Source organism: Methanobrevibacter sp. V74 (assembly GCF_963082495.1).
Taxonomy (GTDB): domain Archaea; phylum Methanobacteriota; class Methanobacteria; order Methanobacteriales; family Methanobacteriaceae; genus Methanocatella.
Map to the genome: position 1 here is coordinate 358083 of NZ_CAUJAN010000002.1, position 15545 is coordinate 373627.

At 32.8% G+C, this 15545-nt stretch carries 16 protein-coding genes; 11 read left to right on the forward strand and 5 right to left on the reverse strand.

Annotated elements, in window-relative coordinates; all coding sequences use genetic code 11:
* Nucleotides 1–110: 110 nt before the first annotated feature.
* From aspS to argS, 6 genes are all read left to right on the forward strand, one after another.
* Nucleotides 111–1430: an aspartate--tRNA(Asn) ligase gene (aspS, locus tag Q9969_RS04415; RefSeq protein ID WP_305554894.1), complete on the forward strand. Its 1320-nt coding sequence runs from the start codon at nucleotides 111–113 to the stop codon at nucleotides 1428–1430.
* A 6-nt stretch (nucleotides 1431–1436) separates the two neighbouring features.
* Nucleotides 1437–2627 (forward strand): aminoacetone oxidase family FAD-binding enzyme, encoded by a 1191-nt coding sequence (locus Q9969_RS04420; RefSeq protein WP_305554896.1) that lies wholly within the window; start codon nucleotides 1437–1439, stop codon nucleotides 2625–2627.
* A 71-nt stretch (nucleotides 2628–2698) separates the two neighbouring features.
* Complete coding sequence (locus Q9969_RS04425; protein WP_305554898.1) at nucleotides 2699–3328, forward strand: cobalt-precorrin-8 methylmutase; 630 nt, start codon at nucleotides 2699–2701, stop codon at nucleotides 3326–3328.
* Nucleotides 3329–3337: 9 nt separating this feature from the next.
* Entirely contained in the window at nucleotides 3338–4612 is a 1275-nt protein-coding gene (gene hemL, locus Q9969_RS04430; protein ID WP_305514207.1) for a glutamate-1-semialdehyde 2,1-aminomutase, read from the forward strand.
* A gap of 4 nt (nucleotides 4613–4616) precedes the next feature.
* Nucleotides 4617–5042, forward strand: a complete 426-nt coding sequence (locus tag Q9969_RS04435; RefSeq protein ID WP_305514205.1) for a signal peptidase I — start codon at nucleotides 4617–4619, stop codon at nucleotides 5040–5042.
* 19 nt (nucleotides 5043–5061) lie between these two features.
* The gene (gene argS / locus Q9969_RS04440) at nucleotides 5062–6762 is read left to right on the forward strand and encodes an arginine--tRNA ligase (protein ID WP_305554900.1); all 1701 of its coding nucleotides are present in this window, start codon (nucleotides 5062–5064) and stop codon (nucleotides 6760–6762) included.
* A 165-nt stretch (nucleotides 6763–6927) separates the two neighbouring features.
* Here argS and Q9969_RS04445 read toward each other — a convergent pair whose 3' ends face one another.
* Genes Q9969_RS04445 through Q9969_RS04455 form a run of 3 tightly spaced genes read right to left on the reverse strand, consistent with a single transcriptional unit; the run spans nucleotide 6928 to nucleotide 9234 of the window.
* A complete protein-coding gene (locus Q9969_RS04445; protein ID WP_305555020.1) occupies nucleotides 6928–7398 on the reverse strand; it encodes a nitroreductase family protein in 471 nt (156 codons plus the stop codon).
* Nucleotides 7399–7457: 59 nt separating this feature from the next.
* On the reverse strand, nucleotides 7458–7874 hold the full coding sequence (locus Q9969_RS04450; protein ID WP_305514200.1) for a MarR family transcriptional regulator: 417 nt from the start codon (nucleotides 7872–7874) through the stop codon (nucleotides 7458–7460).
* Nucleotides 7864–9234, reverse strand: a complete 1371-nt coding sequence (locus Q9969_RS04455) for an MATE family efflux transporter (protein ID WP_305554902.1) — start codon at nucleotides 9232–9234, stop codon at nucleotides 7864–7866. Before Q9969_RS04455 ends, Q9969_RS04450 begins: the two co-directional genes overlap by 11 nt.
* A gap of 345 nt (nucleotides 9235–9579) precedes the next feature.
* On the opposite strand from Q9969_RS04455, the gene purD reads away from it, so the two are divergent.
* Genes purD through argF form a run of 3 tightly spaced genes read left to right on the forward strand, consistent with a single transcriptional unit; the run spans nucleotide 9580 to nucleotide 12709 of the window.
* Nucleotides 9580–10890: a phosphoribosylamine--glycine ligase gene (purD, locus tag Q9969_RS04460; RefSeq protein WP_305514196.1), complete on the forward strand. Its 1311-nt coding sequence runs from the start codon at nucleotides 9580–9582 to the stop codon at nucleotides 10888–10890.
* A gap of 41 nt (nucleotides 10891–10931) precedes the next feature.
* Complete coding sequence (locus tag Q9969_RS04465) at nucleotides 10932–11744, forward strand: TMEM175 family protein (RefSeq protein ID WP_305514195.1); 813 nt, start codon at nucleotides 10932–10934, stop codon at nucleotides 11742–11744.
* A 56-nt stretch (nucleotides 11745–11800) separates the two neighbouring features.
* The gene (gene argF, locus Q9969_RS04470) at nucleotides 11801–12709 is read left to right on the forward strand and encodes an ornithine carbamoyltransferase (RefSeq protein WP_305514193.1); all 909 of its coding nucleotides are present in this window, start codon (nucleotides 11801–11803) and stop codon (nucleotides 12707–12709) included.
* On the opposite strand, the gene Q9969_RS04475 is transcribed toward argF, so the two are convergent.
* Nucleotides 12701–12961 carry a zinc-ribbon domain-containing protein gene (locus Q9969_RS04475; protein ID WP_305514191.1) on the reverse strand — a complete coding sequence of 87 codons (261 nt, stop codon included), beginning with the start codon at nucleotides 12959–12961 and terminating at the stop codon, nucleotides 12701–12703. The two genes, argF and Q9969_RS04475, sit on opposite strands and share 9 nt — an antisense overlap.
* A complete protein-coding gene (locus Q9969_RS04480; protein WP_305554904.1) occupies nucleotides 12951–13283 on the reverse strand; it encodes a DUF2085 domain-containing protein in 333 nt (110 codons plus the stop codon). The genes Q9969_RS04475 and Q9969_RS04480 overlap by 11 nt, the downstream gene beginning before the upstream one ends.
* Nucleotides 13284–13362: 79 nt before the next feature.
* Between Q9969_RS04480 and Q9969_RS04485 the strand changes: the two genes are divergently transcribed.
* Together Q9969_RS04485 and ilvN are read left to right on the forward strand one after the other, a co-directional pair.
* Nucleotides 13363–15057: an acetolactate synthase large subunit gene (locus Q9969_RS04485; protein ID WP_305554906.1), complete on the forward strand. Its 1695-nt coding sequence runs from the start codon at nucleotides 13363–13365 to the stop codon at nucleotides 15055–15057.
* Nucleotides 15058–15543 (forward strand): acetolactate synthase small subunit, encoded by a 486-nt coding sequence (gene ilvN / locus Q9969_RS04490; protein ID WP_305514185.1) that lies wholly within the window; start codon nucleotides 15058–15060, stop codon nucleotides 15541–15543.
* Nucleotides 15544–15545 lie beyond the last annotated feature (2 nt).

The window sequence follows — 15545 nt, forward strand, 5'->3', positions numbered from 1 at the left end:
GAAAGAGTCCAGTTTCTAGGAATGCTCATATTTATTAAACATTAAAACATAAATTAACTTTATAATGAAAATTTTATCATTATTTTATTTTTATAATCGAGGTGAATAATTTGCAAGGTTTATTAAATGATTGGAGAAGAACTAATTATGCTAGTCAATGCAGTTCAGAAATAGCTGGTAGTGACATTATTATTATGGGTTGGGTACATGAAATCCGTGATTTCGGTGGAATAATGTTCGTTATCATCCGTGATATAACTGGCAGAGTTCAAGTTACCGCTCCAAGTAAAAAAGTAGACTCAGAAATTTTAGAACAATTAAGAGAACTTAGAAAAGAATCTGTTGTAGCTATTAAAGGTTTAGTACAAGAAGCAGGAAAGGCTCCGAATGATGTTGAAATTATTCCTAAAGAAGTTAAAGTCTTGAACTTGGCTAATCAACCTTTACCTATGGATCCAACCGAAAAAGTTAAGGCTGGAATTGATACAAGATTGGATTCAAGATTTTTAGATATTAGAAAAGAAAATGTTTCAGCTATTTTCAAAATTAAAGGTCAAATGTTCCATACTGTCCGTGATTTCTTCTATGATAATGGATTTTATGAAATTAACACACCTAAACTTGTAGTGTCCGCTACTGAAGGAGGAACAGAATTATTCCCAATCACTTACTTTGAAAGAGAAGCGTTCCTAGGTCAATCACCGCAATTATACAAACAAATGATGATGGCTTCTGGAATGGATAAAGTATTTGAAATTGGTCAAATTTTCAGGGCAGAAGAGCACGATACTTTAAGACACTTAAATGAAGCAGTTTCAATTGATGCTGAAGCTTCATTTGCCGATGACGAAGATGTAATGAAAATATTAAATGACATGATTGTTCAGGTCTTAAAAGATGTCAATGAAAATTGTGCTAACGAGTTAGAAATTTTAGGTCATGAATTGGAAGTGCCTACCACTCCTTTCCCTAATGTAACTTATGATGAAGCTGTTGATATTGTAAATTCCAAAGGGGTATCAATGGAATGGGGAGAAGACTTATCTCGTGAAGCTGAAAAAGTTTTAGGAGATACTATGGGGGGATTTTATTTCTTAACTAGATGGCCTTCTGAAATCAAACCGTTTTATGTAATGCCTGTTGAAGGTGAAGAGCAATACGCTCATGCGTTCGATTTGATGTACAATAACTTAGAATTATCTTCTGGCGCTACTCGTGTACATCAATTTGATCTTTTAGTTAAACAAATCGAAGAAAGAGGACTAAATCCTGCCGGATTTGGAAGTTACTTAAAAGCATTTGAATACGGTATGCCTCCTCATGCTGGTTGGGGAGTAGGTGCTGATAGATTAACCATGGTACTTACTGGTGCCGAAAACATCCGTGAATGTGTGCTCTTCCCAAGGGACAGACACAGATTAACTCCATAGATAAATATGGAAAAATTTGATATAGCTATTATTGGCGGAGGTCCTGCTGGAATCATGGCTGCAATTGCCGCCAGTAGGACTTCACGTGTAATATTACTTGAAAAAAATCCCTCACTTGGCTGTAAACTATTGTTAACAGGTGGGGGGAGATGTAATATTACTAACGGAAAACCGATTAAACAGCTATTGACTTTTTTTAACAATAAAAATTTTTTAAAACACTCATTTTATACATTTACTAATGAGGATTTGCTTTCTCTATTTGATTTGGACTTTATCAGTGAAGAAGATGACAGAATTTTTCCAAAGTCTGGAAAATCCAGTGATATCTTAAAAGGTTTAAATGATTTGTTAGAAGATGTAAGTATATGTTATAACTTTGAAGTTAAAAGCATCAGTGATGATTTTGTTATAAATGATAAGTTAAAAGCAGATAAGATTATCATCGCTACAGGTGGCGTAACTTATCCAAAGACAGGTTCAGGTATTTATAATTACAGTTTAACCTCACAACCCATAACCGATATTAGATATGGTCTATCTCCATTAGTAACCAAAAAAGATTTATCTGATATTGCGGGTGTAACAATTAGGGATGTTGTTATAAGTTATAAGAAATCTAAGGTTCGCGGTGATGTTTTATTTTCACATGTTGGCCTAACTGGTCCCGGAATAATTAACATAAGTAATGAAATCTCAGAAAGTATAAGTTATAACTTATTAGAATCACAGCCTGATATTGATTTAGAAATAGCTATTGACTTATGCCCGGAATTATCCCGTGATGATTTAAAATTTAAATTCACAAATGATTTTCAAAAAAAGGGCAAAACACGCTTAAAAAATTACCTGAAGCTGTTCTTAACAAATAGTTTTACTGATTTCTTTTTAGATGAAATAAATTTGGATGGTAATTTGGAATTATCCAGAGTAAATAAAAAAAGTAAAAATCGTCTTGTTGAAAATTTAAAAAGATTTACATTTGAAATAACAGATTTTAACAGTAATTTAGCTAAAGTTACTATCGGCGGCATTGATCTTACCCATGTTAATCCAAGAACAATGGAATCAACTTTGACACCAGGGCTTTACTTTGCAGGTGAAGTTTTAAATCTACATGGTCCGACTGGTGGCTATAATTTAAAAATTGCATTTTCAACAGGTTATCTGGCAGGAATCTCCGCCAGTGAAAAATAATTTTAACATTTTTTAAAATTTATTTTTCAATAACAAAATGTTTAACATATATTTAATTCAAAAAGTATACTATGACAGACAAAATGTTCATGGGTGCATCAACTAAACAAGGTTTGGATATTGCAAATAAAAGTAGAGAAATTATCCGAAGCCTTATTGGAGATGATGTTAAAGATTTAAAACCTATAGAAAAAGACATCGTTGAAAGGATTGTTCACTCAACTGCCGATCTTGAATATGCAAAATTAGTCAGAATCAGTTCTGACTTTGTAGATGCAGCTATGACTTCCCTTAAAAATAATGAAACTATTTTAACTGATATTAACATGGTTAGATATGGAATTACCAGATATGAAGGGGAAGTTGAGTGTTACATTAAAAACGAAGAAGTAATTAAAATTGCAAAAGAAAATCAAATCACAAGGGCGGCAGCTGCAATGAGATATGCTGCAGCAAATGATTTTGAAGGCATAGTCATTTCAGGTAATGCTCCAACTGCTGTTTTTGAAGCGATGGATTTATATGCAAAAGGTGAAATGAATCTTAAAGCTATTGTTGGAGTTCCCGTTGGTTTTGTAGGGGCTGCTGATTCAAAAGAAGCACTACATAATTCTAATATTCCCAATATTATTGTTGAAGGGCCAAAAGGTGGAACACCGATTGCGGTAGCATGTGTGAACTCATTAATTCAACATTTGTAGTGTGATAAAATGTATTCTGAAGAATTATTCAATGAATCAAAAAAATATTTTCCTGGTGGGGTAAATTCACCTGTAAGGGCTTTTAAACCTTGTCCCTTTTTTGTTAAAAGTGCTGGTGGTTCAAAACTCACAGATGAAGATGGTAAAACTTACATAGATCATTGTTTAGCTTATGGGCCATTAATATTAGGTCATTCTAATCCAAAAGTTGTAAGGGAAGTTTCTAACCAATTAACTATCGGAACTGCTTATGGTGCTCCAACTGAAAATGAAATAACTCTTGCAAAAGAAGTAATAGATAGAATTCCTTCTGCTGAAATGGTAAGATTCTGTAATAGTGGTACAGAAGCTACTATGAGTGCAATTAGACTTGCAAGAGGTTTTACTGGTAGAGATAAAATTGTTAAATTTGAAGGCGCATATCATGGAGCACATGACTATGTTCTTGTAAAAGGGGGTTCTGGTGCAGCAACTTTACCTGACAGTCCAGGTATTCCAGAAGACACTACTAAAAATACATTATCGGTTCCATTTAATGATGAAGAAGCTTTAACAGATCTTATTGAAAAAGAAGGAGAGAATATTGCTTGTATTATCATGGAAGTAGTTATGGGTAATGTTGGTTGTATTGAACCTAAACCGGGATTTTTAGAATTTATTCGTAAAATTACAGAAGAAAACGGCATTATATTAATTTTTGATGAGGTAATCACTGGTTTTAGAGCTTCACGTGGTGGTGCACAAGAATATTATGGTGTTACTCCTGATTTGACAACTCTTGGTAAAATTGTTGGCGGTGGTCTTCCAATGGGAGCTTTCTGTGGCAAAGCCGAAATCATGGAATTAATCGCACCGCAAGGTCCGGTTTATCAGGCAGGTACCTTTTCAGGCAATCCTATTTCTGTTCAAGCAGGAATTTCTACTTTAACACAATTGGATGATGCATTCTATAAAGAATTAGAACGTAAAGGAAACTTCCTTAGAGGAAATATTGAATCAATAATGGATCATGAAGAGTATAACATTCATCCTGTTGGTATTGCTTCAATGTTTCAAATTTATTTCAATCCGGCACCAGTTTACAATTATGCTGATGTTCAAAAATCTGACAGAAGACAATTCTTAAGATACTTTAAAACCTTGTTAAAACAAGGAGTGTTTATTCCCCCATCTCAATTTGAATGTAATTTTATTTCAAATGCTCATACTATGGAGGATTTACAAAAAACTTCTGATGCTATTGAATTAGCACTGGAAGCCGCATTTAAGAAAAGAAGAAGGTAATACTATGGATATTGATTTTAAAGAGGTTGTGGGTTATGCAATTGTTCTCATCATTGTTTTAATTGCAGCTCAACACTTGAATGTTGTTGTTTCAGGAAGTATGGAACCTGCATTTTACAGAGGAGACATTGTAATGGTTGAAAAAGCAGATTTCTTAGGTATTCATGAATTTGATCCTAGTAATGTAAAAATTGGAGATGTAGTTGTTTATGATGCTGCATGGTATGACCAACCAGTAATTCATAGAGTTATTAATATTACGGATATTAATGGAACCACGATGTATGTGATTAAAGGGGATAATAATGACCATGTGGATCCTTATTATGTTACTGCTGACCAAATTCAAGAAAAAGTTGTAACATTTGGGGATAATTTAGTTGTGATTCCAAAAATTGGATATCTTTCCATATGGTTAAGAGGTTTATAATTATTATTAAGGTGAATTAATGTATTTTGAAATTGAAAAACAAGCTATTGATGCTATTAACAAAGCATTAGATCAATATGATGTAGAAATTGATAGGGATTTTAGATTGGATTTTCCACCAAATCCCGATTTAGGTGACCTTGCAAGTACTATTGCATTTGCACTTACTAAAAAATTAAGGACTTCTCCTCCGGAAGTTGCAAAAGAACTAGTTGAAAAAATTGAAATTCCTGAAATTTTTTCTAAAGTACAGAACTTCGGTCCTTATGTAAATTTCTTCATTGATTATAATAAATTCTCTAAATTATTATTGGAAAAGGTCGATGAAAACTATGGTCAACTTCCTGCATATGGTGAAAAAATTGTATTGGAGCATACTTCAGCCAATCCAAACGGCCCGCTACATATTGGACACATCAGAAACTCTATTTTTGGAGATTCACTTTCAAGACTTTTAAAATTAGCTGGAAGGGAGGTTACTACTCAATATTATGTAAATGATATGGGCAGACAAATTGCAATCATTGTTTGCGGTATAACTGAACTTGGCCTAAAAATTGAAGATTATGAAGGAGATAAAATAGATCATAAGGTTGGCAAGTTATACTTCGATGCTAATAAAGCAGTTGAAGAAGATGAAAATCTTTCAGCAAAGGTAGATGAGTTAATTCAAAAATATGAAGAAGGTAGTGACAGTGAATTAAATGAAATCTTCGAGCATGTAGTTTCAAGTTGTATTTCTGGAATGAAGGAAACACTTAAAAGAATTAATATAACTCATGATGATTTTGTATGGGAAGGGCAATTTGTAAGAAGTGGAGAAGTAGATGAACTTGTAAAATATATTAAAAAAGAAGGATTCACTCGTGAAAATGATGTTTTATACATCGATTTAACTGACTTTAACATAGAAAAAGAATTTGTTTTGCTCCGTTCTAATGGAACATCTCTTTATTCTACTCGTGATTTGGCATATCATAAATATAAATCTACTTTAGGCGATACTGTACTTGATATTTTAGGTTCAGATCATAAATTAGCCGCTAAACAAATTAAAGTTATTTTTGAAGAGATATTTAGGCAAACTCCTCCTGAAGTAATCTTTTATGAATTCATTACTCTTCCTGAAGGGTCAATGTCAACTCGTAGAGGTAAATTTGTATCAGTTGATGAATTAATTGATGAGGCGGTTTCAAGAGCTCATGGCGAAATCAAATCAAGAAATCCTGATTTGACTGAAGAAGAGATAACTCTAATGGCTGAAGAAATAGGTGTTGGTGCGGTTAGGTTCTTTATTGCAAAATTATCGCCTGAAAAACACTTAACCTTTAAATGGGATGAAGCTTTAAGTTTTGAGAGAGGTTGTGCTTCTATTCAATATGCGCATGCTAGAGCATGCAAATTACTTAATAAATCTGGTAGGGATATTGCTTCTTTAAGTGTTAGTGATAATTGGGTTCCTAATGATGTTGAAAAGGATTTAGTAAGACAAATAGCTAAATTCCCACAGGTTGTTGAAGATTGTGCTAATAAACAAAGAGTTCACAACATTACTCAATACAGTCAGGATTTAGCAAGTTCATTTAACAAATTCTATAAATCAGAACAAGTTATCGGGTCTGACGTTGAAGATACAAGACTTATTTTAGTTGATAGAGCTAAAACAACTATTAAAAACGCTTTAGATATTTTAGGTGTTTCAGCACCTGAAAAAATGTAGATGAGTTGTTGGCTCATCTTCAATCTCTTTTTTTATGGGTGTTTTGATTTTCAGTTAGTTTTTATTTTACTAAAAACTATTTGGCATAGTTTGATAAATTAAAATTCCCTTGTTCTAATTGAAAAAATTGTATATTTAGAAATTTTAAGAAGACGCCGTATTTACTTAATCCACATAATGGATGTAATCCTCTTTTCTAGGTTGTGGTTCTGGTGCTTCTGTATCCGCATAACCCAATACTACATGACCAATTCCTTCATAGCTTTCAGGAATTCCCCATTCTTTAAGCAATGCTTTCCCTTTCTTTGATGAAAATTCATCACGTGCACGGTGAACCCAGCAAGATGCAACACCAACAGCATGAGAGGCATTAACAAGCACTGATAAAACACTCACTCCATCTTCAACATAAGTTGGAAGTTCACTATTGGCCAGCACAATCAACAACGTTTTCCCGCCATAAAATGGATCCATATCTTCAGGCATTTCATTTGGAAAGTAGCTTCTGTTCCATGCTGAAAATTCTTTAATAGTTTCTGGATTTTGAATTACAACTATTTTTGGTGATTGTGCACCTCTTCCTGTTGGTGCATAAGTTCCAGCTTCTAAAATGGTTTTTAACTCTTCATCACTGATTTATTCATCTCTAAATTTGCGTATGCTTCGTCTAGTTTTAATGTTTTCTATTGTTTCATTCATATTAAACCCTCACAGATTTTTATGAGAATATCTCTAAAATTCTTAAATTCTTCCTCGGTTAACTCTTTTTTAATTATATTGTCCCATTTTGCATCATAGTTCATGATTTGTCGAGCGATGTCGCTACCTTTTTGAGTTACACTAACGATTTTTTTTCTTTTTTCCGGAGTTCTTGTTATTAATCCTTTCTTTTCAAGTTTATCAAGATTTCTAGTCACTGTACTTTCATTGATATGGATTTCATCCGCTAATTCTTCCTGACTAATTCCTTTATTTATGTATGATTTTACTAACAAAGGATATAATCCCGAACTTAAATTTACCTCTTTTAATTTTTGATTAAGATAATTTGTCTGTTTTCTAGAAAGCAGAGAAACAAGAGGGGAAGTAGGAATGTCACTATCAAATGTCATGGCTCTGACTCCTAATTAATCTATTGATGTAAAGTTCAATACATGCATAACAAATCAGCGAACCGATTCCTCCACCTAAAAGCATTCCGTAGTATATTCCGGTTTCTCCCATATCAAATATAAATCCGAGTATATATGCAAAAATTAACACTAATACAAATTCCCTAAATGTTGTTAAAACAAATGAAATTGTTCCTTTTCCAACACCTTGGAATACATTTCCTGCACTTGCTCCAAAAGGTACATATAATATAAATAAGCACATTAATTGTAAGAAACTTGCGATTAATGGTTCTAATTGGGCACTGTTTTCTGAATATGAGAATATAAATGCGATTTGATTTGCAAATATATTTAGAGCTATGCAAACTATTATGGATGCAACTAGTGCGATTTCAACAGCATATCTGGCTGTAACTCTAAGATTTTCATATTTTCTTGCACCATATGAAACTCCCGCAACCGAAATTGATGCTGTTCCAACTCCAATTGCTGGAAGCATTCCTAAATTAATAATTCTCCAACCTGCAGTATATACGGCTACTGCAACCGGACCTGAAACAAGTGTAAGCATAAAGTTAACCACGATGGTTAGTGCAGATAATATTAATTGTTCTAAACTTGCTGGAATACCAACGACTAAAATATCTTTATATATGTTTAAATCATTGTGGAAGTTGTCACAGTTATATTTTAAGTATGTGTCCTGTTTAATCAGCATCCAGTAAATCATCACTAAAACCGATAAAATGTGTGCAATAACTGTTGCCCATGCTGCTCCTGCGACCCCTAAATTTAATGTATAAATAAAAATTGGGTCAATAGACATGTTAATTATAGCTGTGATTGCAATCGGTATTGTTGCTCTTTTAACGTCTCCTTCTGCTCTAAATGCCCCTCCAAATATTGGTGGAAGCAACATTGCAAATGAAAAAGAGAATATTACAACTCCATAATCCATCGCATAACTTAAAACGCTGGTTGCACCCATTATTTTAAGTAAAGGTTCTAAAAATATTAATAAGATAATTGACACGATTATTGACAATATGACTCCTAGAATTAAGTTATGTATTGCCGCGTTATTTGCTGAAGTTTTGTTTTCAGCTCCAATGTAACGTGATATTAATGAATTACCTCCAGCACCAATTCCATTTCCGATTCCAATAAGTACCATGAATAATGGCGTAATGTATCCTAGTGCAGCTAATGGGTCTGCACCTAATCCTGCCACCCAAATACTGTCGATGATATTATTTGAAAAGATTAGAAACATACTGGCTATAATTGGAATTGATAATTTGTTTATTGCCTTTTTAGGATCTCCTGTAAGCATTTTGATATTCTGATTTTTATCCATATTTATCTCTCTTGTATATGCAAGTGTTAATATTTAAATATATCGCAAAATTTGAAAATAAAAAAAGAAGAGGTATATCAGATTTCATTTTTTATCAATTTTAAAGGCGAGTTTTCAAGGTGGGATTCCTTAAAAATTAATTCGAGTATTATTTTCATGTGAAATGGCAAAAACTTCCAAATTGCAATAATAATGATTATTATAATAACTAGTATCCTATTTTTATTCATTAGACCGGTATATTAACATTTAGCGCCCATATTTTATAAACTTAAAAAACTATAGGTTTTCATTACATAAATTTTAATATTTATAAAAATATACTTTATACAAGGAGAATTAATTATGAAGGTTTTAGTCGTTGGAACTGGTGCCCGTGAACATGCCATTGCAGATGGCTTAAAAGATGATGTAGAATTATATTGTTACATGAGTAAAGTAAACCCTGGTATGTCCAAAATCGCCGAATTTAAACAAGGTGATGAAGGGGAAGTTGAAAAAGTAGCTGAATACGCTGCTGAAAAAGGCATAGATATTGCCTTTATTGGTCCTGAAGCTCCACTTGGAAAAGGAATTGTAGATGAACTTCAAAAAAATGGAATTAAATGTGTTGGACCAACTCAGAGTGCAGCTAGAATTGAAACTGATAAATCGTTTATGAGAAAACTCTTTGAAGACTATGAAATTGAAGGGTCTTTAATTTACAAAGTATTTGATAATTCTGAAGACGTTTCTAAATTCCTAGATGAATTTGACCGTGATGTTGTAGTAAAACCTGTCGGATTGACTGGCGGTAAGGGAGTTAAGATTGTTGGAGACCATCTTAAAGATAATGAAGAAGCAAAAGAATACTCCTGTGAAGTTATTGATCATGTAATGGGAGGATTTGCTCAAGTTATAATTGAAGAACGATTAATTGGTGAAGAATTCACTATCCAAGCATTCTGTGATGGCAAACACTTAGCGCCAATGCCTGCAGCACAAGACCATCCTCATGCATTTGAAGGAGATGTAGGTGCAATAACAGGTGGAATGGGTTCATACTCTGATGTTGATGGCCTATTACCATTTTTAAGCCAGAAAAATTATGATAAGGCCGTAAAAATCATGCAAGATACTATTGAAGCCATTGCAAAAGAAGCTGAACCATACAAAGGCATTTTATATGGCCAGTTCATGTTAACATCTGATGGGCCAAAACTAATTGAATATAATGCAAGATTTGGAGATCCTGAAGCAATGAATGTATTGCCTCTTTTAAAAACTCCTCTTGTAGATGTTTGCAAATCTATTGTAGACGGAAATTTAGATACAGTAGAATTTGAAAACAAAGCCAGTGTATGTAAATACATTGTACCTGATGGATATCCTGAAACGGAATATGCTGGAGAACTAATAGAAGTGGATGAAGTAGCTATCGAAAAATTCGGTGCAAAAGTGTTTTATGCAGCTGTTTCAGCTGAAGATGATGGAATTCACTTATCTGGTTCAAGAGCATTAGGTATTGTAGCTAGTGGAGAATCTATTGAAGAAGCAGAAAAAGTAGCCGAAAAAGCATGTGAATTTGTTAAAGGCAATGTTTACCATAGACGTGATGTGGGAACCGCCGAGTTAGTAAATAAACGTGTTGAACATATGAAAGAAATTTTAAATTGAAATTTCTATTTTTTAATTTTTTGTGGTAATGTGGCTGGGGAATGATGGATAACTTAAAAACAGAACTAGTTCAGCATATTGAAAAACTCAAGGAAAATACTGTTGATGATAATCAAGTAAAAAAATTAGATGCTATGGCTGAACACATATCTAATATTGATTTTTCTTCTGTTAGTAGTGATAAATCTAAATTCTATAAAAAAATTAAGGAAGGAATGACATTTTTTGACAAATTCAAAATATCTCTTGAAAGTAATATTGATATTGATCCTGGAAGAATATTAGGTTTATCTGATGGTATTTTTGGAATGGTAATGACTCTTTTAGTATTTTGCATGGCATTGCCTAATGTTCAGTTATTCACCACTAATGATTTTATTTCATATATTCAATCAAACATACAGGTTTTTGGTTATACTTTAGTCAGTTTTATTCTTGTTAGTTCATTTTGGATTTATTACCATGAATTTATTAAAATCAATGATTTAAACATACCTTATTTATGGCTTAATATATTGTTTTTAGGTTGTATATCATTTATTCCATTTACAACTTCTCTAATCGGAACTTATTCTCATTTTTTCTATTCAGAAGTGATTTTTGGTTTAAATATACTTGTTACTATAATTTCTTTCATGTTAATGGTTTCTTATGCACATAAAAGAGGATTTTTAATAAAAAAGCTATCTAAAAATGAGGAAAAATATATTAATAATACTTTTTCCATGATAATGGGTCTTACTGTCATTGTAAATCTCTTAGATTTCAATGTTTCAAGTAATTTCATATATCTGTTCTTGTTAGTTCCAGTAATATCTACATTAAGGGATATTAATTTTAAAATGAAATCATAGAAACATTTAATATATATAAATAAGAAATATGTTATTTTCTTATGAGGGGATTATAAATGGCGAATAGTTTATTATCAGTTAATGACATCAAGGACGATGTTAAGTATATTTTAGATTTAGCTAGTAAAATTAAAGCAGGGGATATTGAGGATAAACCTCTTGAAGGTAAAACATTAGCAATGATTTTCCAAAAATCATCTACTCGTACTAGAGTATCTTTTGATGTTGGAATGTACCAATTAGGTGGAAGAGCAATCTTTTTATCATCTAATGATTTGCAAATGGGAAGGGGAGAACCAATTTCCGATACTGCAAAAGTTTTAAGTCGTTTTGTTGATGGAATAATGATTAGAGCTATTAAACATGAAGATGTAGTTAAATTAGCTAAATATTCTGATGTTCCTGTTATTAGCGGATTAACTGATTTAGAACATCCTTGCCAAGCACTTGCTGACATGTTAACGGTAAAAGAACATTTTGGCAGTTGTGAAGGCCGTAAAATCTGCTTTGTCGGTGATGGAAATAATGTATGTAATTCCCTTTTATTAATTGCTCCATTACTTGGTATGAATATATCTGTTGCTTGTCCGAAAGGTTATGAAACTTCTGAAGATATTTTAAACACCGCACGTGAATATGCGACTGAAAATAATACTGAAATCATTGTTAGCGACGATATTGAGGTAGCTTTAGAAAATGTTGATGTTGTATATACTGATGTTTGGGTAAGTATGGGTGATGAAGCTGAAGCTGCTCAAAGAAAAATCGATTTTGCACCATTCCAAGTCAACACAGATTTAATGAGTCTGGCTAATGATGATGCAATATTCATGCATTGTTTACCGGCTATTAGAGGTCAGGAAGTAACTAGTGATGTCATCGATTCTGACTGTTCTGTTATTTATGATGAAGCTGAAAATAGGATGCACGCTCAAAAAGCTGTTTTATATTACTATTTAAAATAGGCTGGCTAGCGCAAATATTATAAAAATAACAATTAAACAACCGCAACAGCATTTCCAGTCATCATCAGATGAATTATTATTGCTATTTGTTGTTTGAGTATTGTTGGGTATATAAGTGTAATTGGAGTTATGGTTTATATTTTCTGATTCAATCACGGTTGTTTTCTTAGCTTCTTCTTTTAATTTAATTCCGCAGTTTTTACAATAGATAGCATTTTCCGGATTTTTTTCACCGCATTCTCTACAATACATTCAAACCCCACCTCATTATTATTTTTAAAAAAATTATTAAACCTACACCACCAATAAAACCTGTGGTGAATCTTAAATTATTTTTACTTTCTCTTGGACCAAAATATTGGCTCAAACCATCAATTGCCACAGGAATCATTAAAATCATTGAGATTATAAGCATTTCTAGATTATATTCGTGAGGATAGAAGTAATTCACAATCAAATACAGGGCTAAACCGGTATAAAATCCACTACATCTTGCACAAACTGGAAACTGATGGCCTTTGATAAAGAAACCCCTCTCGGGGATTCTATGGCAAAAATATTTACCAATATTCATATTAATCCTTTAAGTTAATTATATATATTTTTATATTCATATGTAACTGTATAATATAAAATATAAAAAGGTTTTTAATATGAGAGGTGGAGAAGCAATAATTGAATCCCTTAAAAATATGGGAGTTAAAACAATCTTTGGTTATCCTGGTGGACAAACCATACCCTTCTACGACATGTTATATGATGCAGACATTGATCATATACTAGTTAGACACGAACAAGCCGCAGCTCATGCAGCTGACGGCTATGCAAGAGCATCTGGTCGTGTGGGAGTGTGTTTGGCAACTTCCGGTCCTGGAGCAACCAATCTTGTAACTGGTATAGGAACAGCTTACATGGATTCTTCTCCAATTGTGGCAATTACCGGCCAAGTTCCAAGTCATTTAATTGGAAATGATGCATTCCAAGAAGCGGATATTATTGGAATTACAATGCCGATTGTTAAACATAGTTTTCAACCTAAAGACCCTGATTTAATACCTTCCATGATTAAATCTAGTTTTGAACTTGCTATTTCTGGAAGACCTGGTCCAATTTTAATTGATGTTCCAAAAGAAGTTCAAGAAGGAGAGCTAACTGAATTTAGTGACGATTTAATTACTACTCCTGGTTATAATCCGACATTGAAAGGAAATCTCAGGCAAATTAAAAAAGCTAGTAATTTAATTAAAAAAGCTAAAAAACCAATTATTTTAGCTGGTGCGGGAGTTATAATTTCAAATGCATGCTGTGAGTTACAAAAACTTGCAGAAACTATTAATGCACCTGTCATGACATCTTTATTAGGTAAAGGAGCTATTGATGAAACTGCCGATTTGTCATTGGGTATGCTTGGTATGCATGGACGTAAAGTTTCAAATGATACAATCAACGAATCTGATTTGTTAATAGCTGTAGGTATTAGATTTTCAGATAGGACTACTGGAAGATTGGACAGTTTCGTTCCAGATACTAAAATTATTCATATTGATATTGATCCGGCTGAAATTGGTAAAAATGTAGATGTGGACTTGCCAATAGTTGGAGATGCAAAAAATATACTTAAATCACTTAATAAGACTTTAAATGGTTATAAATATTCAGATGAAGTAAGATCTTGGACTGATAATCTTATTAAGGCTAAAAAAGAATTGCTTCCAAGAGTAAGTTATAATAATGTTCCATTAAAACCTCAAAGAGTTATAAAAGAGATTTCAGAAGTTTTAAATGCTGATGCAATCCTCACAACTGATGTAGGTCAAAACCAGATGTGGGCAGCACACTTTTATGATACACAAAAACCGCGTAAATTCATCTCATCCGGAGGACTTGGAACAATGGGATTTGGATTCCCAGCAGCTATTGGAGCAAAAGTAGCATGTCCAGAAGAGGTTGTTGTATCTATTAATGGTGATGGTGGATTTTTGATGGTTTGCCAGGAACTTGCAACAGTTCATGATTATGACTTGCCGGTTATTGCTATTGTCTTGGAAAATAGAACATTAGGAATGGTATATCAATGGCAAAGTTTATTGTATAATGAAAGACACTCACAAACTAAATTTAAGGATTCACCAGACTTTGTAAAACTTGCAGAAAGTTTTGGAATAAATGCAGAAAGAATAACTAAACCTGGTGAAACTCGTGATGCCTTATCAAAAGCTATTAAAGATAATGAAGCAATAGTTCTTGATATTGTTATTGACCCAGAAGAAGCATTGCCTATGCTTCCACCAGGAGCGGGAATTAATGAAATGATTGGTGAGTATAAGCTTGAAAAGGATGTGATTTAAATGAATGGAAATTGTCACGTTATTTCAACATTAGTAGAAGACAGACCTGGTGTTTTACAGAAAGTAGCTGGTTTATTTAATAGAAGAGGTTTTAATATTGACAGTATCACAGTTGGCCAATCAGAAGTAGCAGGCCTATCTCGTATGATAATCACTGTTCATGCAGACCAAAAAGACCTAGAGCAAGTTACAAAACAATTAAATAAATTAGTTGACGTTATCAAGATTAAAGATATTACTGAAACTGCTGTTCAAAGGGAATTATGCCTTATTAAAGTGAATGTTCCTGATCAAAAAGCAAGAGCAGAAATAATGCAATATACAAATATTTTCAGAGCAAAAATTATTGATGTTACTGATCAAACACTATTAATTGAATTAACTGGAGATAGGAAAAAAATTAATGCATTTATATCTTTAGTAGAAAGTTACGGGATTAAAAAAATTGCCCGTACCGGCCTTACAGCAATTGCAAGGGGAGTATAGTT

Coding starts and splice junctions, on each gene's coding strand:
- Q9969_RS04420 (WP_305554896.1), top strand. CDS start 1,437: ATGGAAAAATTTGATATAGCTATTATTGGCGGAGGTCCTGCTGGAATC.
- Q9969_RS04425 (WP_305554898.1), top strand. CDS start 2,699: ATGACAGACAAAATGTTCATGGGTGCATCAACTAAACAAGGTTTGGAT.
- hemL (WP_305514207.1), top strand. CDS start 3,338: ATGTATTCTGAAGAATTATTCAATGAATCAAAAAAATATTTTCCTGGT.
- Q9969_RS04435 (WP_305514205.1), top strand. CDS start 4,617: ATGGATATTGATTTTAAAGAGGTTGTGGGTTATGCAATTGTTCTCATC.
- argS (WP_305554900.1), top strand. CDS start 5,062: ATGTATTTTGAAATTGAAAAACAAGCTATTGATGCTATTAACAAAGCA.
- Q9969_RS04450 (WP_305514200.1), bottom strand. CDS start 7,874: ATGACATTTGATAGTGACATTCCTACTTCCCCTCTTGTTTCTCTGCTT.
- Q9969_RS04455 (WP_305554902.1), bottom strand. CDS start 9,234: ATGGATAAAAATCAGAATATCAAAATGCTTACAGGAGATCCTAAAAAG.
- purD (WP_305514196.1), top strand. CDS start 9,580: ATGAAGGTTTTAGTCGTTGGAACTGGTGCCCGTGAACATGCCATTGCA.
- Q9969_RS04465 (WP_305514195.1), top strand. CDS start 10,932: ATGATGGATAACTTAAAAACAGAACTAGTTCAGCATATTGAAAAACTC.
- argF (WP_305514193.1), top strand. CDS start 11,801: ATGGCGAATAGTTTATTATCAGTTAATGACATCAAGGACGATGTTAAG.
- Q9969_RS04475 (WP_305514191.1), bottom strand. CDS start 12,961: ATGTATTGTAGAGAATGCGGTGAAAAAAATCCGGAAAATGCTATCTAT.
- Q9969_RS04480 (WP_305554904.1), bottom strand. CDS start 13,283: ATGAATATTGGTAAATATTTTTGCCATAGAATCCCCGAGAGGGGTTTC.
- Q9969_RS04485 (WP_305554906.1), top strand. CDS start 13,363: ATGAGAGGTGGAGAAGCAATAATTGAATCCCTTAAAAATATGGGAGTT.
- ilvN (WP_305514185.1), top strand. CDS start 15,058: ATGAATGGAAATTGTCACGTTATTTCAACATTAGTAGAAGACAGACCT.